Genomic DNA, 23,434 nt, shown 5'->3' on the forward strand with positions numbered 1-23,434 from the left:
TTTTATGCTGGCATATATTATTCGTCGAATTTGGCAAATGATCCCGACCATGCTTGGAGTGGTGTTGCTGATTTTTTTCTTGTTTAACTGGGTTGGTGGCGACCCTGCCTATATTTTGGCAGGGAAAATGTCGAACCCTGAACAGATTGAAAATATCCGACAGCAGCTTGGGGTCGATCAGCCCTATTATGTGCAACTGTGGATTTTCATCAAACAGATTCTGACTTTTGATTATGGGCTGAGTTGGAGTACAGGGGAGTCAGTATCGCAAATCATCACGACACGACTCGGGCCTTCACTGACTTTGCTCATTCCACTGACGATCTTACAAACCATCATTTCTATTGTGTTGGCTTTGGCGGTAGCAGCGGTGCGTGGCAGTTTAACGGATCGTATGGTGATGATGCTGTGTACGATTGGTATGTCGATCAGTATCTTGGTGTATATCATTGTTTTCCAGTATGTCTTTGCCTATCAGTTGAGCTGGTTTCCGGTACAAGGCTGGAGCGATAGCTTTAGCGAAAACCTGTTTAAATATGCTTTATTGCCTATTCTGATCATGTTGGTGGTCAGTATTGCCCCGACTTTAAGGTTGTATCGTAGTTTTGTTTTGGATGAAGTCAATCAAGACTATGTTCGTACTGCACGTGCCAAAGGGATTGGCGAACGGCGCATTTTAGGTGTGCATGTGCTACGCAATGCCTCAATTCCGATTATTACAGACGTGATGGCAAGTTTACCTGCTTTGCTGATTGGTGCATTTTTGATTGAGCGCTTCTTTGGTATTCCGGGTATTGGTCGTGAAGTGATTATTGCAGTAGAGCGCAGTGATTTTCCCGTAATTAAAGCCATTACCGTGTACGTTGCCCTCGCAACGATGTTTTTCAACTTGATTGCCGATTTGATTTATAAATGGGTCGATCCACGCGTACAGTTGAAGTAGGTGAATTATGCTCAGTGTTCTCACTAAAAGAAAACCAGATACTGCTGAACATACAACAGCGTCTACAGGGCTCTGGCAACTCGCCATGCGCCGATTAAAACGCGATCGAATCGCCATGTTTTCTCTCCTAATCGTACTGTTTTATTTGGTGCTGTTAATTTTGTCATCTACAGGATTGATTGCAAAAAACTGGAATAAAGAAGTCGCTGTGAGTTATGCACCGCCTACGTTTATCGGTGCAGCAGCGATACCTGCTACGCAAAGTGAAACACAAAAAGTCGAAGCGGCTGTGCCTGAAAACCCTGTTGATCCTTTAAAAGATGTGATTCGTGAGCTCAACGCAGAAATTGCTGCTGAACAGGGTGTAGGTGGTGCTATTGATTACTATGGGGTTGTTGATCCTTTAGCCGAAGATATGAAAGCGATTGACCAAGCGCTGGATGGTCATTTACTAGATCAACAAGCGGAACTCAAGCAAAGCCTGATTTTAGGTGCCGACAAATGGGGACAAAGTGTTTTACTGAAAACCATTAAAGGTGCAGAAACATCAATTATTGTTGGCTTAGTCGCAGCTTTTCTTGCTGTGGTGATTGGTACCGTTCTAGGTGCAATTTCGGGCTACTTTGGTGGCTGGATCGATGATGTCTTGAACTGGTTTTATAACATTTTCACTTCGATTCCTTATTTGCTCTTGGTTTTAGCGATTGCCGCAGTACTACAACAAAAAGGCATTTTATCGATTGTTTTGATTTTGGGTTTAACGGGGTGGACGGGGGTATATCGTTTAATTCGTGCCGAATATATGAAGCATACTTCGCGGGAATATGTGCTGGCGGCAAAAGCGATTGGAGTGAGTCATGGCCGACGTATCTTTGTGCATATATTTCCCAATGTTAGTCATATCGCACTGGTTCAAATGTCAATATTGGTGGTGGCCTTTATTAAGTCAGAAGTGATTTTGAGCTTCCTTGGTTTTGGTGTCCCTGTCGGTGTGGTGTCATGGGGCAGTATGTTGAATGAAGCGCAAAGTGAACTGATTTTAGGCAAGTGGTGGCAGTTAGCGGTCGCTTCGGTAGCAATGGCGGTTCTGGTCACTGCATTTTCAATGTTTACCGATGCACTGCGAGATGCATTAGACCCGAAACTGAAATAGGAGCATGAGAATGTCTGAACTTAATCATATGACAGCGCCAGCCTTACTTCAGGTGGAAAACTTGCGTGTCAGCTTTAAAAATGAAGAAAAGCAGTACATTGAAACGGTCAAAGGGATCAGTTTTAGTATTCCAGTGAATACCACTGTGGCCTTGGTTGGGGAGTCAGGCAGTGGGAAGTCGGTCACATCGCTAGCGACCATGGGACTATTGCCTCCTGAAAGTAGTCAAATTTCTTTGGACAGTAAAATTCTGTTTGAGGGGAAAAACCTACTCGACTTACCGCGCCGTGAAATGCGGAAAAAGTGTGGTAAAGATATTGCCATGATTTTTCAAGAGCCGATGTCATCACTGAATCCTGTGTTTACGGTAGGTTCACAAATAGCCGAAATTTTGCAGTTACATTTGGGCATGAGTCGTAAGCAGGCACGTGCACGTGCTTTAGAACTGTTGATAGAAGTTGGAATTCCATCTCCTGAAACCAAGATTGATGCTTATCCGGGGCAGTTGTCGGGTGGTCAGCAGCAGCGCGTTATGATTGCAATGGCAATTGCATGTAAACCAAAACTATTAATCGCGGATGAACCGACAACAGCGCTGGATGTCACCATTCAAAAGCAAATTTTAGATTTGTTGGAGTCTTTGCGGAAGAAGCATCAAATGTCGATGCTATTTATTACCCATGATTTGGCTTTGGTCGGGGAAATTGCCGATCAGGTGATCGTGATGCGGCATGGTCAAATTCGTGAACAAGGCTGGGTTAAAGATGTGCTTGAACGCCCTCAAGATGTCTATACCAAAGCTTTGTTGCACTGCCGTCCGCAACTGTCCAAACGTCCCCTGCGTTTGCCGATGATCAGTGACTTTATGCAACAAAAGGGCGATGACTATATTGAAACGCATAGCGTTGATGTCGAGTCACTTCAACAAAGATCTCGTGGCTTAACTGGCCAAGAAGCGGTTATTTTAGATGTGCGTGACCTTAAAAAGTCATTTTATAGTCGTAAAGGATTATTCGGCAAAGAGGAGTTTCAAGCGGTCAAAGGCGTGAGTTTCCAACTGGCAAAAGGCAAGACTTTGGGCTTGGTGGGTGAGTCTGGTTCGGGGAAAACGACCATCGGATTATTGCTGATGCGCTTACAGGAAGCGACAGGAGGAAAAGCGCTGTTTGAAGGTCAAGATATTTTAGCCATGTCAGAAAAAGAGTTTGCTCGGTATCAACGTAAGATTCAAATCATTTTCCAAAATCCCTATGCATCACTGAATCCACGTTTTACCGTCGGGCAGATTTTAATGGAGCCGATGCAAGTGCATCGTATCGGCGCGAATGATATTGAACGCAAACAAATGGCGTTGGATCTGTTGGAGCGCGTGAGCTTACCTGCACAGGCTTTTTATCGTTATCCACATGAGTTTTCTGGTGGGCAACGTCAACGTATTGCGATTGCGCGCTGCCTAACCTTAAAACCTGAGGTTTTGATTTGTGATGAGTCAGTTTCGGCCTTGGATGTTTCGGTACAAGCCCAAGTACTGAATTTGCTGCAAGACTTACAGGATGAATTTGGACTGAGTTATATCTTTATTTCACATGATTTATCAGTGGTGAAATATATTTCAGATCAAATCATGGTGATGAATCATGGTGATGTGGTGGAAATAGCCAATTCGGATGATTTGTACCAGTCGCCACAGCATGACTATACCAAGCGCTTGCTTAGTGCTATCCCGCAGGGAGTGTAGTGAAGAGGGAGTGGGATAATGAAACGCTCAATAAATTGGGCGTTTTTATGAGGGTTTACATCTTCTTCGCACTTCGGAACACAAAGTGATCTTATTGCACCGTAAACACATATAAAAAGAGCCACTCGAAAGTGGCTCAAATTTTGACTTTAGAAATTAAAATTTCTTAAAGCTTTTATTTCCAAAAGGTTTACGTGGCGCATTTTCATCACGCGCGTCGCGTTGACCATAGGTGCCTTTGTTGCCAAAGTTCTCTGGACGGCTGTCACGTTGTGCATAGCCTGAGTTTTGGCGTGGTTCACGTTGACCATAACCTGTTTGTGCATTGTCCTGACGACGTTGGCTATGACCATTTGGATTTTCACGACGTTCACGGTTGAAAGCTGGCTTCGCTTGTTGTTGGCCTTCATCTTCATTGTCACGGCGCTGTTGACGTAAGAAACCACCACGACGTGCAGCCATTGGTTTTTCTTGCATACGTTCAGTACGACGTTTTGCCATGCCGTACAAACCTGTGCCTTGACGTGGTTTTAGCTCAACGGCTTTGGTTAAGTTATCGATGTCGTTTTTGTCCAATTCCATCCAACGACCCGTACGTAGTTCGCGTGGTAAAATAACCGTGCCATAACGTGTACGGAGTAGACGGCTGACTTTTAAACCTTGCGATTCAAAAATACGACGTACTTCGCGGTTACGACCTTCTTTTACCACCACTTGATACCAGCGGTTAATCCCTTCACCGCCAATTTCAGAGAATGACTCAAACTTCGCTGGGCCATCATCTAACACCACACCTTTGAGCATGTTGTTCTTAATTTGAGGCGTCACTTCACCCATAACACGTACAGCATACTCACGTTCAACTTCATTTGATGGGTGCATCAAGCGATTCGCGAGTTCGCCATCATTTGTGAACAACAGTAGACCTGTTGAGTTAATATCCAAACGTCCTACCATCACCCAGCGATCATTCGCGATTGCAGGTAATTGATCAAATACGGTTGGACGTGACTCAGGGTCGTTACGTGAACAAATTTCGCCTTCTGGTTTATAGTAAATCAGAACACGACGACGAATTTCATCTTCAATTTGGAACGATACTTTACGACCATCGATGCGAAGCTCATCACCTGGTTCAATACGTTCGCCTACTTGGGCAACTTGGCCGTTGACACTCACACGACCAGCGGCAATGACTTCTTCCATATAACGGCGAGAACCCAAACCAACTCGTGCGAGTACCTTTTGCAACTTTTCACTCATGACAGCATAACCTTAGAAATTATCATCAACAGTTCACCTATTTACGACTTCGGTGCATTCGCATCGAGCGCCATAAAAGCTTCCTTGGCATCCTGCAGGGGAGGCAACTGACCTAAAGAATTTAGGCCAAATGCATTTAAAAATTGGGACGTCGTAACTAACAACGCAGGTCTTCCTGGGAGTTCACGAAAACCAGATTCTTTAATCCAGTTCCAATCAAATAACGTTCGTAACAGTTGACTGTTATTTGAGACTCCTCGAATTTGTTCTATATCTGCTCGAGTGACGGGTTGATGATAAGCAACCACGGCCAACATTTCGAGTAGCGATGGCGAGAGACGAGTTGGTCGCTCTGGCCACGTTTGTGCAACGATTTGACGGTATTTTGCTCGAACCTGAAAACGAAAACCTTGAGCAGTTTCAATCAGTTCAATCGAACGACCATGTTGTAGCATGGCAAGTTGTTGTAAAAACTGGCGTAAATCTTGTTTGCTATATTGATTTTGGAACGATTCTTTCAATCGCGCAAGTGAAACAGGCGCATCACTGGCAAAAATAATCGCTTCTAATTGCATCAACACTTCATGCAAGTTATCTTCATTCGTTACAGGAGCGGTTTGTTCTAACATTATTTTTTGACTCCTTGTATCGAAAGCGGTGCTTCAACACCTGAACTCACAATTTGAATACGTTGCTGACGGGTTAACTCTAAAATGGCCATAAACGTCACGACCATGCCTATACGACCTTGGATAGGACGCAGCAAAGATTCAAAAACTAAAACTTCACCTGAAGCGACTTTTCTTTCAATAAAAGCCATGCGCTCTTCAAGTAAAACTGGTTCTTGTGCAATTTGGTGGGTAATCGGCTCAGGTCGGTTAAACACGCAGAACAGTGCATCACGCAGCTGTTGCACATCATGACCGTCATTATTGTCTAGAGTTTGGCCTAAGCTGACATTGGTTGAGAAGGTGTCTCGTTCTAATATAGGCATTTGCCCCAAGCGTTCAGCCGCTTGTTTAATACGGAGATAAGTTTCTAAACGGTCAATCAGCTCTTGTTTTGGATCTTTTTCAATTTGGATTGTATTGGGTGCTTTTGGCAACAGCAAACGTGATTTTAAATCAGCCAAGAGCGCGGCCATCACCATATAGTCTGCTGTCAGCTCAATGTTAAGCGACTTCATGGCATCCATATAAGACAGGTATTGCGCTGCAATCGGGGCAATATCTAACTGTAATAAGTCAAAGCCATTTTTTTGAATCAGGTAAATCAGAAAGTCGAGTGGTCCTTCAAAATGCTCTAAAAGAATTTCAAATGCAGCGGGAGGAATATATAAATCCTCAGGGATGGAGTCATGCCACTCATCCATAACACGGATTTGTGGAAGATCTTCCATGGCATTATGGACGGATTGATTCATTACAGTTATTGGCCACGCGAATTTTCAAAGGCATGATTATGTTTTTTCGAATCAGTACTTAAGGAGAAAAAGTAGAGGCGATTTAAAAAATACATAATTTTAATAGGCCTTAGTGTAAAACAAATTGCAGCATGAATACATGATTTCACCGACCAAATAACAAAAAAAGCTGTAAATAAATAGAGAGTATTTATTTGTGTGATGCTTTTTATCTGCTGATGTCGTGGCTAAATTTGCAGAAATGGGTTGGGTTTAAGAGAACATGATGTACTTAGGACCTAGTCCTGTGGTTTGAAAAATAATCGATTTGCTGCAGATAGGTAGATGGGTGATACAGATTTATTGAGATTAGAGTAGTGATGGACAACGCTTTAATTTTATAAATGGTTTGAAAGAGTGAAGAGAGTAGATGAAGCTCAAGTTAATGTCAGTTGACGCCAAAGAAAAGATTTACTCAGGTGCTTGTAGAGCAAATTCAATGATGCGCTGACAGCTGTATTGTAGGCAGAGATTTTTGGCTTCAAGATATTTGAAGTATTGCTGGATGGTCGCGATCGGGAGGAAATAACTGTACCGATCCTCTCCCTGGATAATACAGTTCATTGAAGTCTGGTTTTGCACCAAGGTCTCGGACTCAAGCGTCCAAGGACGCTGCACATATAAACTATCTTGCTCGGGAAATTGATTCAGATTGAGCAAAACTGTAAACAGGGTCATGTTGATCTCTTGAGAATGTGAGATTCAGTTTCCCTAGCGAATAAATGCAGCGCATCACTCAAATGCGCTGACATCGCCAAGCCCACGGCGAATCACTTCAGGGTGATCACCTGATAAGTCGACAATACTGGTGGTGCTTAATGTGCCCAGCCCGCTGTCGATAAACACATCAATTCGTTTTGATAGTTGCATTTCAATGTCATAGGGATCATCCAGCGGTTCTTCCTGATTCGGCAGGATTAAGGTACTGGTTAGTAGCGGCTCGCCTAACTCTTTGAGTAACATTTGGCACACTGGGTTACTTGGAATACGTAAACCAATGGTTTTTTTCTTTGGATGCATCAAACGTTTTGGAACTTCACTGGTTGCAGGCAAAATGAACGTGGTCACGGCTGGCGTATTGTTTTTCAGTAAACGATACATGGCATTGTCCACTTTGGCATAAGTGGCAATATCGGACAGATCTGCACAAATGATGGCATATTGATGTTTGGCCCCAAGGCCGCGAATTTGAGCAATCCGCTCCATGGCATTTTTATTCCCAATCTGGCAGCCAATGGCATAAGCGGCATCGGTCGGGTACACCACCACATCGCCTGCGCGAATCCGTTCTACTGCTTGGCTGATGGAGCGTGCTTGAGGGTTATCAGGATGGACTCTTAAATGAAGCATCGTTTTTATCTCCTGATGGTTTTTTCAACATTATCGCGCTTTATCTCGGTGATGTTCAATGACCAAAATGTGAATCGTGTGAAATTTAGTCGAGCATTTCACGTTGAAACTCATCACTTTGTAATGTTTTGCCACTTCGCGTGCAGGCACAGATACATTGAATAAAGTGTGCAGCATCGCGAGGAAGTTTGGCTTCACCCTTAAAATATTGCTGAACTTGAGCATAAACATTGTCTTTGAAAGTTGCCCCATCACCGCCATCGCCAGTTAAATTATCCAAAGATACGCGGAATTTTCGAGCAAATGCTTTAGAAAACAACCATTCAATGGCTTGCGGTTTAATTTCCACCTGTTCAAATAAGGCTTGTTGTTCAGCAGTTCTACCATCCGGTGCATACCAGTAACCTAAATCTGCCAATAAGCGTCTTTTCTCGCCAGCAATGCTCCAGTGACTGATTTCATGCAACGCGCTATTAAAGAAACCATGCGCAAACTGAATGCGGGCAGGGGTATCTTTAGTCGCTGGAAAATATTCAGGTTCAAAATCACCACGAACAAGCGTCACATTTAGGTGGGAAAACCAGTGATTAAAGTGTAGTATAAGCCAATCTACTTGTTGAACTTCTGTTTGCAAATTAGCCCAAGGTGAGAGTTGCACATGGTCTAGATAAACAGCAGAATTTGAGGTTGAATGAGTGGTTAACCGTAATGAAGTGGTGACTTCAGGTTGCGGCTGCAACTGATGCATAACTTGTATTACCCAAATGATCTGTCTAAATAAGTACAAAATTGTATCTTAATCTTTGACAGAGTACCGATGAATTTGTAGAATTGCCGCCTTAATTATGTCAGCAAATACCTTTCCGGCACAGATTGAGCCGTTTAAATGGGCTGAACAAGGCTTTACATGGTCAGGTACCCTGCCATTGTCTCGCTTTGTTCGCATTTCCCGTGAAGCTGTTGGATCAATTGATGATCAATTGATTAACATAGACTGTAAGCTATCAATGGATGCGTATCATCGTATCGTATGGTTAGATGGTCATGTTGAAACAAAAGTCCCAATGGAATGTCAGCGTTGTCTGCAGACCGTTGAAATTGATCTTGTTTCAGATTTCCATTTAGCGCTTATAGATGATGAATCACTGATAGAGCGCTTGGATGAGGATGCTGATTTCATCGTCTTTGGTGAAAGTGAAGCAACGACTAAAGGCAGCATTGATGCGCCTGCGTCGGCTGATTTACTCGCACTGATAGAAGATGAATTGTTATTGTTGATGCCCTTGTCTCCCAAGCATGACGTTTGTGTGCATAAGCATCAACCCGCCGATGAAGACATTGCCGAAGAAAAACGGGATAATCCGTTTGATGTTTTGGCAGGTTTGAAGGGTAAACTTAACTAATTTTTGTGTTATACTGTAAAGTATAAGACAACTGAATTTGTTCTGATCCATTTTTCGATCTTTGTAAGGAGCCATCATGGCCGTTCAGCAAAACCGTAAAAGTCGCTCTCGCCGTGACATGCGCCGTTCACATGACGCTTTAACCGAGAATGCATTAACTGTAGACCAAGCTACTGGCGAGATTCACCGTCGTCACCATGTATCTAAAGATGGTATCTACCGTGGTCGTCAATTATTCGCTAAAGCATCTGCTGAATAATTGTCGAAGCATTAAGCTTAAAGCTTAGTCGAAAAAAGGGGAGCGTAAAGCTCCCTTTTTTTGTTGTCGAATTTTTATCGCTGCTGTTTTTGTTGTATTTGGCAATTACATCGACCTAAATTAAGTGTTAAATTTTCGCTCCATAAACGAGAGCAAAGACAAGAAAGGACTTTTTTATGTCTGCGAAACAACTTGATCAAGTCGCTCAGGCAACAAAAACAGCTTTTTTATTTCCCGGTCAGGGTTCACAAAAGGTTGGCATGTTGGCTGAATTGGCAGAACAATTTGCCAGTGTTGAAGCAACATTTGCAGAAGCCTCTAAAGCGGTTGGATTCGATTTGTGGCACATTGCACAATCTGGTGAAGGTTTAGACCAAACTGAATTTACCCAACCTGTGTTGTTGACTGCCAGCATTGCCTTGTGGCGTGTATGGTTAGAACTTGGTGGTGTTGCACCAAAGTATTTGGCGGGACACTCACTTGGTGAATACAGTGCGTTGGTTGCAGCAGGAAGCCTAAGCTTAGGCGATGCAGTCAAGCTGGTAAACTTGCGTGGCAAATTAATGCAAAGTGCTGTACCTCAAGGTAAGGGTGCAATGGCAGCCATCTTAGGTTTAGATGATGCGCAAGTTGTTGCTTTATGCCAACAAGTTTCGAGTCAAGCTGAAGGTTCAGTTGAAGCAGCTAACTACAATGCTCAAGGTCAAGTGGTGATTGCTGGTGAAAAAGCAGCAGTTGAAGCAGTCATGGCTTTAGCCAAAGAAAACAGCGGCAAAGCGATTGCACTCCCAGTTTCTGTTCCATCGCATTGTTCATTGATGAAGCCTGCTGCAGAACAGTTCGCAGAAGCTTTGGAACAAACTGCCATTGAGCTGCCTAGCATACCTGTAATACAAAATGTGGGCGCGGAAATTGCTACAGATGTAGCACAAGTCCGCCAAGCACTTACCGCTCAGTTATATGAGTCTGTACAGTGGACCAAAACAATGCAGTTTATTCAGGATCAAGGGATCCAATATGTTGCAGAGTGTGGTCCAGGCAATGTTTTGGCAAACTTGGCAAAACGTCTACCTAATATTGAAAAAGCATTTCCACTCGATAGTAAATCGCGCTTGGAAGATGCACTAAATGCCATTTTAGTGGCTGAAGGAAAAATTGCATGACACAGGAACGCAAAATTGCACTCGTGACAGGTGCAAGTCGAGGGATTGGTGCTGCCATCGCTCAGCAACTTATTCAAGACGGTTATTTTGTTGTGGGTACTGCGACATCTGAGTCAGGTGCAGAAAAACTTGCTGCAAGCTTCGGTGAACACGGTGCAGGTAAAGTGCTCGATGTTCGTGATGGTGCTGCCATTGATGCGCTTGTAACTGACATTGAACAAAACTATGGCCCTGTGTTGGTTTTGGTGAACAATGCTGGGATTACCAAAGATAATTTGTTACTTCGTATGTCAGAAGATGACTGGGATGACATTTTAAATATCCATTTAAAAGCAGTTTACCGTTTGTCGAAACGTGTTTTAAAAGGTATGACCAAAGCGCGTTTTGGACGAATTATTAATATTAGTTCTGTGGTTGCGCATTTTGCCAACCCAGGTCAGGCCAACTATTCAGCAGCGAAAGCTGGTATTGAAGCATTTAGCCGTAGCCTTGCAAAAGAAATGGGCAGCCGTCAAATCACTGTAAACTCAGTGGCGCCTGGTTTTATTGCAACAGAAATGACTGAGCAATTAAGCGAAGACATCCGTAAAAAAATGAGCGATCAAGTGGCCTTGAACCGTTTAGGTGATCCACAAGATATTGCAAATGCGGTGAGCTTCTTGGCATCAGACAAAGCAAATTACATTACTGGTACGGTAATGCATGTAAATGGTGGTCTATACATGAGCTAATTGGCTGATGGATAAACTTTCAAAATTTTAAAGATTCAATTAAACTAACGGCATTAAAAACGCCACAAGCAATGAGGAGAATTCCTGTGAGCGATATCGAACAACGCATCAAGCAAGCAGTTGCAGAACAACTTGGTCTTAAGGCTGAAGAAATCAAAAACGAAGCATCTTTCATGGATGACTTAGGTGCTGACTCTTTAGACCTTGTTGAGCTTGTTATGTCTTTCGAAAACGACTTTGACATCACAATCCCAGATGAAGATTCTAACGAAATCACAACTGTACAATCTGCGATTGACTACGTTTCTAAGAAACTAGGTTAATACATATTGTTTCAGCTTTGCTGAATGGAAAAGCCACCCACTTGGGTGGCTTTTTTATGCCTTTCAAAAAACGCAAAGCGCCTAACTCACCTTTAAAATCTGCTATTTACACGGGTAACTTACAAAGTTTTACTTTAAGAGGACTATTCGCTACCAAATCTGTTGTCTTTTTTGGGTATAAAAAAGGGTGTCTCATTTTTGAGCATTCACTATAACAACACTGATATAACAAGATGGAGCATACACATGGGTCTTTTTGATTTTGTTAAAGGCATTGGTAAGAAAAATACAGCAGCAGCCGAGCCTCAAGCTGCACCAAGCACACCAGCAGAGCCATCTGCTCAAGAAATTGCCAACAAGTTATTGGGTCATATCAAAGCATTGGGCTTACCTGTGACGGGACTTTCAGTCAGCTATAACTCCACCACGGATTTGGCGACCGTGAAAGGGCAAGTTCAGACTCAAGCCGATAAAGAAAAGATTGTTTTAGCCGTCGGTAATATTGACCATGTGGCACAAGTCGATGATCAACTCACTGTGGCTAGCCCTGAACCTGAAAGTAAGTTCTACACGGTTAAATCGGGGGATAACTTATCGAAAATTTCCAAAACATTTTATGGTGATGCTAACCAGTACAATAAAATTTTTGAGGCCAACCGTCCGCTATTGAAAGATGCAGATGATATTTTCCCAGGCCAAGTCCTGCGTATTCCTGCTTAAGTCCAAAGGTTGAAGAAAAGGCGCATGAAGCGCCTTTTTTATTTGAGAGTGGAATATTGATCGAGTGCTTAGCGACTTGCTTTCACAACAGCATGCTGACTGAGCATACCTAAGGTAATTTTTTTTACTTCATCCCGACTTTGTTGAATGTGAGCGCTGATCTTTTCAACGGCAAGCTCCGTCTGTTGCTGTGCTATATAATTCAAAATGGCTTGATGCTCCGTATAGGTGGCTTCAATCCGATCCATTTTAGAAAAATCGAGGCGACGAATAATGCGAATTTTTTCACTGACCTCTTGGTGAATTTTGATCATTTCTTGATTGCCAATGGCACGAACCAATGCACAGTGAAAATCTTCATCAATTTTCGCCATGGCTTTTAAACTTGACAGATACTGCTCAGGTGCAACCATCCAAATTTTGTGTAGGTGTTTTATTTCCTTCGATGGCTGAGATGCACTGCTGCATAACTTTCGAATTGCGTACTGCTCAATCATGATGCGTAGCTCATACAGCTCGTCATAGTATTGTAAGTTCAACGGACGGACAGTCCAGCCACTACGAAATGCTACCTCTACGTAGCCTTCTTGTTGCAACCGATATAGTGCCTGCCGCGCAGGCGTACGACTGACCTGATAGTTCAAGGCGATTTCGGATTCGGTAAAACGTTCACCCGGCATCAATTTGAAATCAAAAATATCGTTTTTAATTTTTTGGTAAACAAGTTCAGACAAATTGTCTGAACTTGAACCTGCACGTGTCATATTCGGCATGTACTATTCCATATAAACCAAAGGCTCACCGCTATGAACGGTTTGTCCAGCCCGACAAATAATGGCTTTGACAGTACCATCATCCGCAGCGTACACCGGTAATTCCATTTTCATGGCTTCAATAATAGCAATGGTTTCACCTTTTTTCACAATCTGACCTTGTTCCACTAATATTTTCCAAATATTACCGGTCATCGAAGCATGTAGTGCTGCATAGGCGCTGTAGTCAGTCTCATCAGGTATTTCTGCAATCAGATGTTCTTGATGATCAATACTTTCTTTCCATAAGCCGACTTCAGCGCTAAAAGCGTGTTGTTGCTGTGCTCTAAACTCGGCAATGCTGTCTTTTTCATCTTCAAGCAGTTGTAAATACGCTGCATAGTCAAATTCAGTGTCTTCAATTTGAATTTGCGCTTGACCATTTTCAAAGTCGGCACGCCATTGCTCTAACTCTGACTCTGATACGGGGAAGTATTTGATTTGATCAAAGAAGTTTAAGAACCATTCTTTGTTGCCAAACTGTTTGTTCTTTTTAAATTTATTCCAAATGGGGAGGGTGCGCCCGACTAGTTGGTAGCCTCCCGGAGAGTCCATGCCGTAGATACACATATACATGCCGCCAATGCCTACGGTACCTTCAGCGGTAAAAGTACGTGCAGGGTTGTATTTTGAGCTTAAGAGACGATGGCGTGGGTCAATCGGCACTGCACATGGGGCGGTGAGATAAACATCACCAAGGCCTAAAATGAGGTAATTGGCATTGAAAATAATTTCTTTGACTTGCTCTCGGCTGTCTAAACCATTTATGCGTTGAATAAAATCGACATTGTTTGGTAGCCAAGGTGCTTTGGCACAGACACTTTCTTGATAGCGTTCAACAGCACCTAAAGTTGCACTGTCTTCAAATGCCATTGGGAGATGAATGATCCGTGAAGGGATCTTAATTTGGCTTAAATCTCCCATTTGCTGTTCAAGCTTGAGTAGAAATTCGATCAATTGATGCTGTGGAAGCGTGAGTCCATCGTATTTGATTTGCAGCGAACGTACACCAGGCGACAGTTCCAATATGCCTTTAATATTGGCTGCGCGAATGAGTTGCATGAGCTGATGAACGCGTAAGCGTAGCGCCAAGTCTAAAACGTTGTCACCGTACTCCAGTAGAATATAGCTGTCACCCGCTTGGCGGTATACCGTGCGTGGGGACACATCAGTTGCCTCTAAGCTGGCAAGAATTGCGAATGGTGGAATGTCACTGCTTGGTGGCTCAGAATTAAGGGCTGCATGAGCAAAATTTTCGATCCGTTCAATTTGTTGTTGTTCTAAGGTATTGGCTTGTTCAACGGTTAAAGGATAAAAGCTGATTTTATCATCGGCTTTAAGTTGACCCACTTTCCAAAGTTCAGCTTTGGCAATAGTTACAGGGCAAACGAAGCCACCTAGACTTGGCCCATCTTTGGCGAGAATGACAGGGAAGTCACCTGTGAAGTTAATCGCACCAATGGCATATTCACAGTCATGGACATTCGATGGGTGGAGCCCTGCTTCACCGCCATTTTCACGTGCCCAGCTTGGTGTTAGCCCTGATAGTCGGATGCCTAGACGGTTGGAGTTAAAGTGTACGGTCCATTCGGAGGCAAAAAACTCTTCAATATATTCGGGTTTAAAGAAGTCAGGTGCACCATGTGGTCCATACAGCACCCCAATTTTCCACTCTTTGCCATAGCTTGGAATCAGTGCTGAAGATAGAGCCTGTGGTTCTTGCGGGGCTAAAGGGGTGTCGCTATTTGGATGGGCTGTATTGACGAGTTTGATCATGTCACCTGCACGAAGCACACGTCCTGCATGCCCGCCAAAGTTACCTAAAGCAAAAGTCGAACGACTGCCCAAATATAGGGGGACATCGAGCCCATGACGCACTGCTAAATAGCTACGACAACCAGACTCGACCTGTCCTAAGCTGAGTACTTGATCTGCGCAAATGTGAATCGGTTGCCAAAAGTCCACGGGCTTATCGTCGAGTTGCGCAGGGCATGGTGCACCTGTGAGTGCAATCACAGTGTCTTGGTGGAACTTGAGGCTTGGGCCTTGCAGGGTGAACTCGAAACCTGCTGCGCTAGCATCATTCCCTACAATTTGATTGGCCAATTGAAAAGCATAGTCATCCATAGGACCCGAGGGTGGTACACCGATATCCCAATAGCCAACACGTCCCGGAAAGTCCTGAATTGAGCTTTGCGTGCCAGCTTGGAGTACTTCAATCACATTCGGTACGTAGTCAAAGTCGTCTAGCAAGCGTGTCCAGATTTGCATTTGTTCAAAGCGTTCATCAGAGATCACGCTATGTGCATAGTCTAAATTGGTGCTGATGCCATTTAAACGAGTTTGAGAGAGTACATTTTTTAGTTGCTCAATGGCTTGTGCACGGGTGTCCGCATGTACGATGATTTTGGCAATCATCGGGTCGAAATATTGTGAAATTTCTGTTCCTGTTGAGACCCAAGTATCGACGCGGCAGTCTTCTGGAAATGCAACTTCTGTCAGTACACCCGGGCTAGGCTGGAAGTTCTTAACTGGATCTTCTGCATAAATACGCACTTCAATTGCCGAACCTTGTGGTTGGATGTTGCTCAGTGCCGTCCAATCCAGTGCATCGCCCGCTGCGACTTTAAGCATGCATTCAATCAGGTCTAAACCCGTCACCATCTCAGTGACAGGATGTTCTACTTGTAGTCGGGTATTGACCTCAAGGAAGTAAAATTCATCACGTGCAGCATCATAAATAAATTCGACCGTACCTGCGCTGCGGTAATTGACCGATTTGCCGAGTTTAACTGCTGCTTGGTGTAGTTTTTGACGTGTAGTTTCGGGTAGATGAGCCGCAGGGGTTTCCTCCACTACCTTTTGGTTGCGACGTTGCAATGAACAGTCGCGTTCGCCCAATGCAACCACTTGACCTTGACCATCACCAAAAATCTGAACTTCGACATGGCGTGCACGGTCAATAAATCGTTCTAAAAATACGCCCGAATCTTTAAAAAATTGTGCGCCTAAACGTTTGACGCTTTCATAAGCTTCAACTAAGGCTTGTTCATTATCACAGCGGGTAAGACCAATACCACCACCGCCTGCGGTACTTTTCAGCATGATAGGGTAACCAATCTCTGTAGCCGCAGAAATTGCCTCATCTAAGCTTTCAAGTAACCCTGTCCCTGGTGTCATAGGCACTTGTGCAGCAGCAGCCAGTTCACGTGCACGGTGTTTTAAACCAAACTCTAAAATTTGTGTCGCGGTTGGTCCCATAAAGGCAATATTATTTTTCTCACAAGCCTCTGCAAATTCAGCGCTTTCTGATAAAAAGCCATAGCCGGGGAAAATAGCTTCAGCCCCTGTTTTTTGTGCGGCTTGAATCAGTTTTTCAATGCTTAAATAAGTGTCAGATGGTTTTAAGCCGTCTAAAGCAATGGCAATGTCCGCGTCTTTGACATGTTGTGCGTAACGGTCACTGTCTGAATATACCGCTACACTAGTCACCCCCAGTTTTTTTAAAGTGCGAATTGCACGTACGGCAATTTCGCCACGATTTGCAATCAATACAGTTTTAAACATTTTAAAATTCCTAAATTTGACTAAGCTTGTTCTACTTTTGAATTGTTACGGTGCTGGATATAGGCGCGCCAACCACCAAAGTGACTGATGTTTTCGGCATCGTTTAAGCCATAAGGTTCACAAATGAAACCTTTCACCCATCGACCGTCTGCTAGTTCGACATTACCCATGCCCAGTGGTGTCGGAATCTCTGCGACAAATTCTCCAAAGCGAGCAGTGGGTACATCCCACAGTTCAACAATGATCTGCTGACCGTGTTCATCGACTCGGGCTAGACCGGGCTTAGGTGGGACAGTGCCATTTAGTGCAAAGAGGGCATAGTGCTCAGCGGTATGTGTGGTTTCCACAAGCACAGCATCACGTGTGAGCAATTGGAAGTTCAACGGCATTCCAGTCAAGTGTGCTCCAACCACCGCAACACGGATATGATGTGGAGAGATTGAGTTCTGTAGCCTTGGAATGGGTGCATAGCGGTCTAAAGCCCCCAGCTTTAAGTTCAAATGCGTCTGCCAAATTTTTCCGAATTCAATCAGAGCTTGGTCATACCATGCAGGTGCAATTAGGCTGATGCCGAAAGGTAAACCGTCGGTGCGGAAACCCGCGGGCAGGGCGAGGGCACTTAAATCGGCGAGGTTGGTAAAATTGGTATAAGTCCCAAACTCAGAGTTCAGACTAATCGGTGACTGTTCCATTTCCGCAATGGTATGAATGGTTGGGGAGGTGGGAACAATCAATGCATCAAATTGGGCCCAAGTGTCTTGAATTTTTCGGCTTAAGTCTTGCTTTAAGTACTCCGCGTTATAGGCATCAACTGCACTAAAATCATGACCTTTTTGAATGATTGCACGTACTGTCGGATCGAAAACCTCAGGCTGCTGCGCCAACAACTCAGCAACCGCGGCTGTACGTTCTGCCACCCATGAGCCTTGATAGAGTTGGGCTGCTAATTGTTCAAAAGCCGAAAAATCAATTGCAGTAATTTCAGCACCGAGAACTTTTAACTGTTCTACAGCCAGTTGGAAGGCATATTTAGCTTGGTCATCTCCAAAGAATTCCAGTTTTTGGGGAATAGCAAAATGTGGTTTAGCCGAAAGTTTCGCAGGTGTAGTTTTGGGGTGCTGGCGTGAATAGCTATCTAACGCATCGTAGTGTTCTACCGTTTGGGCAATGGTGTCGGCGTCTGTTACCGTTAATGCAAAAATCGAAATACAGTCCAAGCTTTTACAGGCGGGGAGTAGCCCACGATTTGAAAAACGACCTTTGGTGGGTTTTAGTCCAATAATATTGTTAAATGCAGCAGGAACACGGCCAGAGCCTGCAGTATCTGTTCCGAGTGCAAAGGGCACCAAGCCACGAGCAACAACACTGGCTGAACCAGAGCTAGAGCCACCACTGACATAGCCAGTATTAAAGGTATTGCTGACCGCGCCAAAGGGAGAGCGCGTACCCACGAGACCCGTTGCGAATTGGTCTAAATTGGTTTTTCCTACAACAATGGCCCCTGCATTTTTAAGCAGTCGAATGGTTTCAGCATCTTGCGTAGCAACAGTTGTCAGGGCCTTGCATGCGGCCGTGGTGACAAAACCAGCAACGTCGATGTTATCTTTCACTGCAAATGGAATACCGTATAAAGGCAATTCTTTGCTGAGGTCTGTGGCTTGATCTGCTTTTTGCTTTAAGGCTTCAATTTGTTGGGAAAGTATTTCTGTCGTAGCAATTGAAATCCATGCATGATCAGGTTGTGGTAATTGCGCTACATAGTCGATTAAATCTTCAAGATGAACATCTTGGTTGAGATAAGCGGTTTGCCATTCTTGAAGTGTCCAGCCAATGCATTTGTTCTGACTCATTTTTTGCATTCCAACTTGTATACATGATGGAATACAAAAATGCAGAATCTATGCCAATCTAATCAATTTGATTTATCTTTGATTATAATTGTTATAAATCAATTTGTTAATATTGAACCTTTAGTTTAATTGAGTGATTCTAAGTGTTTTTAGAGTTGCACCAAAATAAGTGCATAGGGGAGCTAATGGTGCTTTTTATGATCAAGTCTTGGGTGGTTTGAAGTTAAACTATTTAAAAATAGGGTTTAAATCATATTCGTTGTTTATGTGGATTGAGGGAATTAAAGCCAAAAGAATTGAGGATAAAACATATTATAAAATAGGAAGATTCAAAGAAACTATATAGACGCAGTTTTTAATTTTTATGTATAACTTAATGTATTTGAGCTATACCAAATCTAGAAAGTTGCAAGCTTCATTTAATTCGTGACCAATACAACCGTTGAAATGTGGAGAGATAATCAATAAATCACACGTATAACTTATAATATAAACTATTATTTTTATAATTTTGCATTCAGCTTTTCTAATCCTTCCTGTGTAGTTAATTCTATGCCATATATTGATATACATAAGCTGGCTGGATCTTAATTCAAATACTAAGATGTGAATATCTAGGTCTTTTTTTCGAATAATAATTGATGTGCTTAATCTTTATTTATCCTGCGTAAGGTGATGATCTAAACTCTCTGTCAGTAGCAGCTCAATTGCTTCTATGTATAAGCTATTGCCAGTAGGCTATGTATCTATGGGGGAGTGCCTATATTGCCTGATAAGCAACAGCTTCAAGAATTGCGGGTTATGTAGAAGGCTGTAATTGTTAACGGGTTAAACGAAGTTTGAGTAAATTGCGAACCAGTTTGAAGAAAGTAAAATTTTAGTGGTCTGGTATCAACTGAAAAATTTTAATATTTCTATAGCGGGCAGAGAAATGAATTGGATTAAGCTGAATATGACTGGGATAATATCAAAGCTATAAAAATAGAAACTTACAGATGGATCGGTCATTTATTGAAAAAAGGTTCTGAAATTTAAAAATTTTATTAAAGTTACAAAAAATTAAAGAAATTTTTTGAGACTTTTGTACAATCAGCCACAACTTAAAATTTAATAATAACGATGCCCAATAATATTTACGCTGCAATAGAGCAACTTGGACTTAGTGCACAAAAACGTGCCATTCATATTCAGTTCAGCAATACCTCGCTTAACGAACAAGTATTCCTTCAGCGCATAGATGGAATGCATGAACTGAATGCAGGTATAGAGTTACAGCTCCTTTGCTTATCTACCTCCGCTCATATTCCGTTAAAGCAATTTATTGGTAGTCAGGTGGCTGTCGATATTGTCACTGATAAATCAGAACTCAATCGTATTTCAGGCATCATCACCAAGGCTGATGTAGGGGCAAGCGATGGCGCTTTAACCATATACCGTTTAACCGTGGAAGACCCGACAGCCTTATGGAAGCATCGACGTAATTCTAGAGTTTTCATGGCGAAGTCTGTTGTTGATGTAGTTCAAACCATTTTTGCCGAGTGGCAGCAACGTAGTCCCTTATTTGCTTCAAGTTTGATTTTGGATAAAAGTGGTTTAAGTAAAGAATATGATGTGCGCCCATTCATTATGCAAGCGAATGAATTGGATAGTGAATTTATTCAAAGGCTGCTCTCTTCAGAGGGGATTAACTGGCTTATTGATGAGTCTCAGCTCAAAGTGTCCAGTTCAAGTGAACCCATTCAGCCGCAAAAACTTAGACTGATTGATGACAACGCCCAATATCAAAGTTTAGAGCGCCAGAATATTCGCTTCCATCGTAGCAGTGCTGTAGAAAGCAGTGATTCGATTACAAATTTGGTCGGGCAGCGTTCTATACAACCAACATCTGTGCATATTCAGCATTGGCAAGCAAACACTTTAGAAGTAGAAGAAGGTGCGGGTTCAGTTCAAAGCAAACATAGTCATAGTGATAATCAAGACAACGCCAGTCTAGGTTTAGAGCAGGCGTGGCATTTTTCACCTGCATGGATACAAGACCTTAAAGGTGAAGATGGAACGACCAAATCAGGCAATAGTCAGATTGAAAAGTTTAATCAACATCTTGGTCACTATTACGACTTACAAGCCAAGCAATTTATGGCTACCTCGACCGTACGAGATGCACAAGTGGGTTACTGGTTTGAACTAAACGAACACCCTGAAATTGATCAGCATAGTGGTTCAGACAAAGAATTCTTAATCACATCTAAAAAATTCTATAATCAGAATAATTTACCTAAAGATTTGACCGATCAAATCACAGCTTTGCTGAAACAAACCAATTGGCAACAGGCTGAAATTACAACAAATAATAAAGACGAACGCCAAGCCAATCACCTTGTTTTACAACGACGTAATATCTGCATTGTTCCAGAGTACAATCCGCTGCGACAACGCCCTATTGCATCACCACAACGCGCGAAAGTGGTTGGACCAAGTGGTGAAGAAATTCACGTGGATGAATGGGGGCGTATTAAAGTCCGTTTCCTGTTCACGCGTAGTGAAGACAATACTCACGATGGCGGTGCAGGTTCAAATGACAATGACACAGATTCTGCTTGGGTTGATGTGCTCACACCTTGGGCAGGTGAAGGTTATGGTGCACGCTTCTTACTGCGTATTGGTGAAATCGTGGTTATCGACTTCTTTGATGGCAATATTGACAGACCCTTTGTCGTGGGGCGCATCCATGAAGCACAACGTCATCCAAGCAAATTTGACAATACAGGCAAACTGCCTGATACCAAAAAACTGGCAGGGATCCGATCAAAAGAGTACCAAGGGGATGGCTTCGGGCAACTACGTTTTGATGACACGACTGATCAGATCAGTACCCAGCTACAAAGTAGTCATGGTGCGACACAACTGAACTTAGGGAATTTGAGTCATCCTAAAGAAACGGACACGAGTGAAGGGCGAGGTGAAGGTTTTGAACTGCGTACTGACCAGTGGGGAGCACTCAGAGCTAAACAGGGTTTATTACTTTCTACCTATCGACAAGATTCAGCAAATGGTCATCATCTTGATGCTTCTGAAACGAAATCACAATTTGAATCTAGTCTAAGTAATTCAAAAGCTTTAAGTGAAGTTGCTAAAAATCAACAAACCGATCCATTAGAAATACTGGATAATCTAAAAGAGTTTATTGAACAAATCGAACAAGAAAGTGAGGCGAAGGCAAAAGCATTTAAACAAGCTTTAATGATATTGACCTCCCCCCATTCGATTGCTCTGACTACAAATGAAGATGTTCACCTTTCAGCAGATGGTCAAATTGGTCACAGTGCAGGGGACAGTATTAATTTTAGTACCCAAAAGAATTTACTTGCACATGCACAAAGTAAAATCAGTTTGTTTGCCGCACAGGACGGTGCGAAATTCTATGCAGGTAAAGGCAAAGTTGAAATACAGGCTCAAGCAGATGGGGCTGATTTGATAGCACGTAAAGGTGTACAGATCATTTCAACTGAAGATGCCATTTACATTACCAGCCCTAAAGAAATTAAATTAATCGCTGATGGTTCTGAACTTAAGATTAATAGTTCCGGAGTCTTTGCAACAACTAGTGGAAAGTTTGAGGTTAAGGCGGGGCAGCATTTGTTTATGGGTGGGGGAGAGGTTTCAGCTCAATTACCTTATTTACCTGTTATTGGGAAAAATACGGGTTCCATTGAACTTAATTATGTTTATGAAGACTTATCACCTGTTAAACAAGCCACGTATGAGTTGTTATTTGATGATGGAACAAGTCAGAAAGGACAATTAGATGCAAACGGTTATGCGAAAATAGAAAATATTGAACTTGGGAAAAAAGCAAAAGTTTTATATGGGGAAGATATAAGAGTTGAGCCTGATCATTTCATAAAACTTTTAGAAAATCCTATTATTAATCAGAAAATAAGAACAGATGAAGATGCTAATTCTGCCAGAGATTCGTTTAAATCAGTCTATCAATCATATCTAACCGATAACTTCTTTGATGATGAAATTGAAGAAATACAAAATGGTGGAGATATTGTTCATGATTATTATGATGACTATATGTTTGAACCGTACCGGGTTTGTCGGAGACTTTTTATTTAAGTTAGGCCACCTGACCTAACTGGTTAATTTTATCATAGTACATTGCTTCAAAATCAAAAGGTGATACATAATCTAGCGCACTATGTACACGTTCTTTATTGAACCAATCCACCCAGTTTAGTGTCGCAAGTTGTACATCTGCTAAACCTTGCCAATCTGCTTTTAAATATTCAATCACCTCTGTTTTGTATAAGCCATTCACCGTTTCAGCCAGAGCATTATCGTATGAATCACCAGTTGTACCGACTGATGCTCGTAAATTTGCAGCTTCTAAACGATTGGTATAGCGAATAGAAAGATATTGAACACCTCTATCTGAATGATGAATCACATTCTTAGGCATACCTCGATCGTGCAATGCTTGCTCCAATGCATCGAGCACCATATCTGTATTCATCCGTGTAGATACTTTCCATCCAACAATTGCTCGTGAGAACACATCAATAACAAATGCGGTATATACCCAGCCTGAATGAGTTTGAATATACGTAAAGTCACCCACCCATAGTTGGTTTGGATGATCAGCATTAAAATTACGTTTCACTAAATCATCTGCCCGTTTTTGGTCATCTCGG

The 23,434-nt window shown here is 42.6% G+C and carries 20 protein-coding genes; 10 read left to right on the plus strand and 10 right to left on the minus strand.

Going from position 1 to position 23,434, the window contains the following annotated elements; translation table 11 throughout:
• Nucleotides 1–4 precede the first annotated feature (4 nt).
• From F986_RS11710 to F986_RS11720, 3 genes are read left to right on the plus strand one after another with little or no spacing between them, the layout of a single operon-like run.
• Nucleotides 5–943 carry an ABC transporter permease gene (locus F986_RS11710; RefSeq protein WP_004695335.1) on the plus strand — a complete coding sequence of 313 codons (939 nt, stop codon included), beginning with the start codon at nt 5–7 and terminating at the stop codon, nt 941–943.
• 7 nt (nt 944–950) lie between these two features.
• A complete protein-coding gene (locus tag F986_RS11715; RefSeq protein ID WP_004695337.1) occupies nt 951–2,096 on the plus strand; it encodes an ABC transporter permease in 1,146 nt (381 codons plus the stop codon).
• A gap of 10 nt (nt 2,097–2,106) precedes the next feature.
• Entirely contained in the window at nt 2,107–3,834 is a 1,728-nt protein-coding gene (locus F986_RS11720) for an ABC transporter ATP-binding protein (RefSeq protein WP_004695339.1), read from the plus strand.
• 156 nt (nt 3,835–3,990) lie between these two features.
• Here F986_RS11720 and rluB read toward each other — a convergent pair whose 3' ends face one another.
• The 6 genes from rluB to F986_RS11750 form a co-directional block, all read right to left on the minus strand.
• A complete protein-coding gene (gene rluB, locus F986_RS11725) occupies nt 3,991–5,097 on the minus strand; it encodes a 23S rRNA pseudouridine(2605) synthase RluB (protein WP_004695341.1) in 1,107 nt (368 codons plus the stop codon).
• A gap of 41 nt (nt 5,098–5,138) precedes the next feature.
• Nucleotides 5,139–5,726 (minus strand): SMC-Scp complex subunit ScpB, encoded by a 588-nt coding sequence (scpB, locus tag F986_RS11730; RefSeq protein WP_004695342.1) that lies wholly within the window; start codon nt 5,724–5,726, stop codon nt 5,139–5,141.
• On the minus strand, nt 5,726–6,520 hold the full coding sequence (locus tag F986_RS11735) for a segregation and condensation protein A (protein ID WP_004695343.1): 795 nt from the start codon (nt 6,518–6,520) through the stop codon (nt 5,726–5,728). Before F986_RS11735 ends, scpB begins: the two co-directional genes overlap by 1 nt.
• Nucleotides 6,521–6,970: 450 nt before the next feature.
• The gene (locus F986_RS11740; RefSeq protein ID WP_004695344.1) at nt 6,971–7,237 is read right to left on the minus strand and encodes a hypothetical protein; all 267 of its coding nucleotides are present in this window, start codon (nt 7,235–7,237) and stop codon (nt 6,971–6,973) included.
• A gap of 54 nt (nt 7,238–7,291) precedes the next feature.
• The gene (locus F986_RS11745; protein ID WP_004695345.1) at nt 7,292–7,909 is read right to left on the minus strand and encodes an L-threonylcarbamoyladenylate synthase; all 618 of its coding nucleotides are present in this window, start codon (nt 7,907–7,909) and stop codon (nt 7,292–7,294) included.
• A gap of 85 nt (nt 7,910–7,994) precedes the next feature.
• On the minus strand, nt 7,995–8,657 hold the full coding sequence (locus F986_RS11750; protein ID WP_004695346.1) for an elongation factor P hydroxylase: 663 nt from the start codon (nt 8,655–8,657) through the stop codon (nt 7,995–7,997).
• 97 nt (nt 8,658–8,754) lie between these two features.
• Between F986_RS11750 and F986_RS11755 the strand changes: the two genes are divergently transcribed.
• From F986_RS11755 to lysM, 6 genes are all read left to right on the plus strand, one after another.
• On the plus strand, nt 8,755–9,312 hold the full coding sequence (locus tag F986_RS11755; protein WP_004695347.1) for a YceD family protein: 558 nt from the start codon (nt 8,755–8,757) through the stop codon (nt 9,310–9,312).
• A 76-nt stretch (nt 9,313–9,388) separates the two neighbouring features.
• A complete protein-coding gene (gene rpmF, locus F986_RS11760; RefSeq protein WP_004695348.1) occupies nt 9,389–9,571 on the plus strand; it encodes a 50S ribosomal protein L32 in 183 nt (60 codons plus the stop codon).
• Between the two features lie 176 nt (nt 9,572–9,747).
• Nucleotides 9,748–10,734, plus strand: a complete 987-nt coding sequence (gene fabD, locus F986_RS11765) for an ACP S-malonyltransferase (RefSeq protein ID WP_004695349.1) — start codon at nt 9,748–9,750, stop codon at nt 10,732–10,734.
• Entirely contained in the window at nt 10,731–11,465 is a 735-nt protein-coding gene (gene fabG, locus F986_RS11770) for a 3-oxoacyl-ACP reductase FabG (RefSeq protein WP_004695350.1), read from the plus strand. The genes fabD and fabG overlap by 4 nt, the downstream gene beginning before the upstream one ends.
• Nucleotides 11,466–11,551: 86 nt before the next feature.
• Nucleotides 11,552–11,788, plus strand: coding sequence for an acyl carrier protein (gene acpP / locus F986_RS11775; protein ID WP_004695351.1), 237 nt, complete (start codon nt 11,552–11,554; stop codon nt 11,786–11,788).
• A 246-nt stretch (nt 11,789–12,034) separates the two neighbouring features.
• Nucleotides 12,035–12,508 carry a peptidoglycan-binding protein LysM gene (lysM, locus tag F986_RS11780; RefSeq protein ID WP_004695352.1) on the plus strand — a complete coding sequence of 158 codons (474 nt, stop codon included), beginning with the start codon at nt 12,035–12,037 and terminating at the stop codon, nt 12,506–12,508.
• 68 nt (nt 12,509–12,576) lie between these two features.
• On the opposite strand, the gene F986_RS11785 is transcribed toward lysM, so the two are convergent.
• Genes F986_RS11785 through atzF form a run of 3 tightly spaced genes read right to left on the minus strand, consistent with a single transcriptional unit; the run spans nt 12,577 to nt 18,737 of the window.
• The gene (locus F986_RS11785; protein ID WP_004695353.1) at nt 12,577–13,281 is read right to left on the minus strand and encodes a GntR family transcriptional regulator; all 705 of its coding nucleotides are present in this window, start codon (nt 13,279–13,281) and stop codon (nt 12,577–12,579) included.
• Between the two features lie 3 nt (nt 13,282–13,284).
• A complete protein-coding gene (uca, locus tag F986_RS11790) occupies nt 13,285–16,887 on the minus strand; it encodes an urea carboxylase (RefSeq protein ID WP_004695354.1) in 3,603 nt (1,200 codons plus the stop codon).
• A gap of 20 nt (nt 16,888–16,907) precedes the next feature.
• Complete coding sequence (gene atzF / locus F986_RS11795) at nt 16,908–18,737, minus strand: allophanate hydrolase (RefSeq protein ID WP_004695355.1); 1,830 nt, start codon at nt 18,735–18,737, stop codon at nt 16,908–16,910.
• Between the two features lie 1,119 nt (nt 18,738–19,856).
• Here atzF and F986_RS11800 point away from each other — a divergent pair.
• Nucleotides 19,857–22,859 carry a type VI secretion system Vgr family protein gene (locus tag F986_RS11800; protein ID WP_004695356.1) on the plus strand — a complete coding sequence of 1,001 codons (3,003 nt, stop codon included), beginning with the start codon at nt 19,857–19,859 and terminating at the stop codon, nt 22,857–22,859.
• 1 nt (nt 22,860) lies between these two features.
• Here F986_RS11800 and F986_RS11805 read toward each other — a convergent pair.
• Nucleotides 22,861–23,434, minus strand: a 574-nt coding sequence (locus F986_RS11805; protein WP_004695358.1) for an IS3 family transposase, incomplete at its 5' end; no start/stop codon positions are given.

This window comes from Acinetobacter johnsonii CIP 64.6, assembly GCF_000368045.1.
GTDB classification, from domain to species: domain Bacteria; phylum Pseudomonadota; class Gammaproteobacteria; order Pseudomonadales; family Moraxellaceae; genus Acinetobacter; species Acinetobacter johnsonii.

Coding starts and splice junctions, on each gene's coding strand:
- lysM (WP_004695352.1), top strand. CDS start 12,035: ATGGGTCTTTTTGATTTTGTTAAAGGCATTGGTAAGAAAAATACAGCA.
- F986_RS11745 (WP_004695345.1), bottom strand. CDS start 7,909: ATGCTTCATTTAAGAGTCCATCCTGATAACCCTCAAGCACGCTCCATC.
- fabD (WP_004695349.1), top strand. CDS start 9,748: ATGTCTGCGAAACAACTTGATCAAGTCGCTCAGGCAACAAAAACAGCT.
- atzF (WP_004695355.1), bottom strand. CDS start 18,737: ATGAGTCAGAACAAATGCATTGGCTGGACACTTCAAGAATGGCAAACC.
- rluB (WP_004695341.1), bottom strand. CDS start 5,097: ATGAGTGAAAAGTTGCAAAAGGTACTCGCACGAGTTGGTTTGGGTTCT.
- F986_RS11750 (WP_004695346.1), bottom strand. CDS start 8,657: ATGCATCAGTTGCAGCCGCAACCTGAAGTCACCACTTCATTACGGTTA.
- F986_RS11755 (WP_004695347.1), top strand. CDS start 8,755: ATGTCAGCAAATACCTTTCCGGCACAGATTGAGCCGTTTAAATGGGCT.
- fabG (WP_004695350.1), top strand. CDS start 10,731: ATGACACAGGAACGCAAAATTGCACTCGTGACAGGTGCAAGTCGAGGG.
- F986_RS11715 (WP_004695337.1), top strand. CDS start 951: ATGCTCAGTGTTCTCACTAAAAGAAAACCAGATACTGCTGAACATACA.
- F986_RS11710 (WP_004695335.1), top strand. CDS start 5: ATGCTGGCATATATTATTCGTCGAATTTGGCAAATGATCCCGACCATG.
- scpB (WP_004695342.1), bottom strand. CDS start 5,726: ATGTTAGAACAAACCGCTCCTGTAACGAATGAAGATAACTTGCATGAA.
- uca (WP_004695354.1), bottom strand. CDS start 16,887: ATGTTTAAAACTGTATTGATTGCAAATCGTGGCGAAATTGCCGTACGT.
- rpmF (WP_004695348.1), top strand. CDS start 9,389: ATGGCCGTTCAGCAAAACCGTAAAAGTCGCTCTCGCCGTGACATGCGC.
- F986_RS11800 (WP_004695356.1), top strand. CDS start 19,857: ATGCCCAATAATATTTACGCTGCAATAGAGCAACTTGGACTTAGTGCA.
- F986_RS11735 (WP_004695343.1), bottom strand. CDS start 6,520: ATGAATCAATCCGTCCATAATGCCATGGAAGATCTTCCACAAATCCGT.
- F986_RS11740 (WP_004695344.1), bottom strand. CDS start 7,237: ATGACCCTGTTTACAGTTTTGCTCAATCTGAATCAATTTCCCGAGCAA.
- F986_RS11785 (WP_004695353.1), bottom strand. CDS start 13,281: ATGCCGAATATGACACGTGCAGGTTCAAGTTCAGACAATTTGTCTGAA.
- F986_RS11720 (WP_004695339.1), top strand. CDS start 2,107: ATGTCTGAACTTAATCATATGACAGCGCCAGCCTTACTTCAGGTGGAA.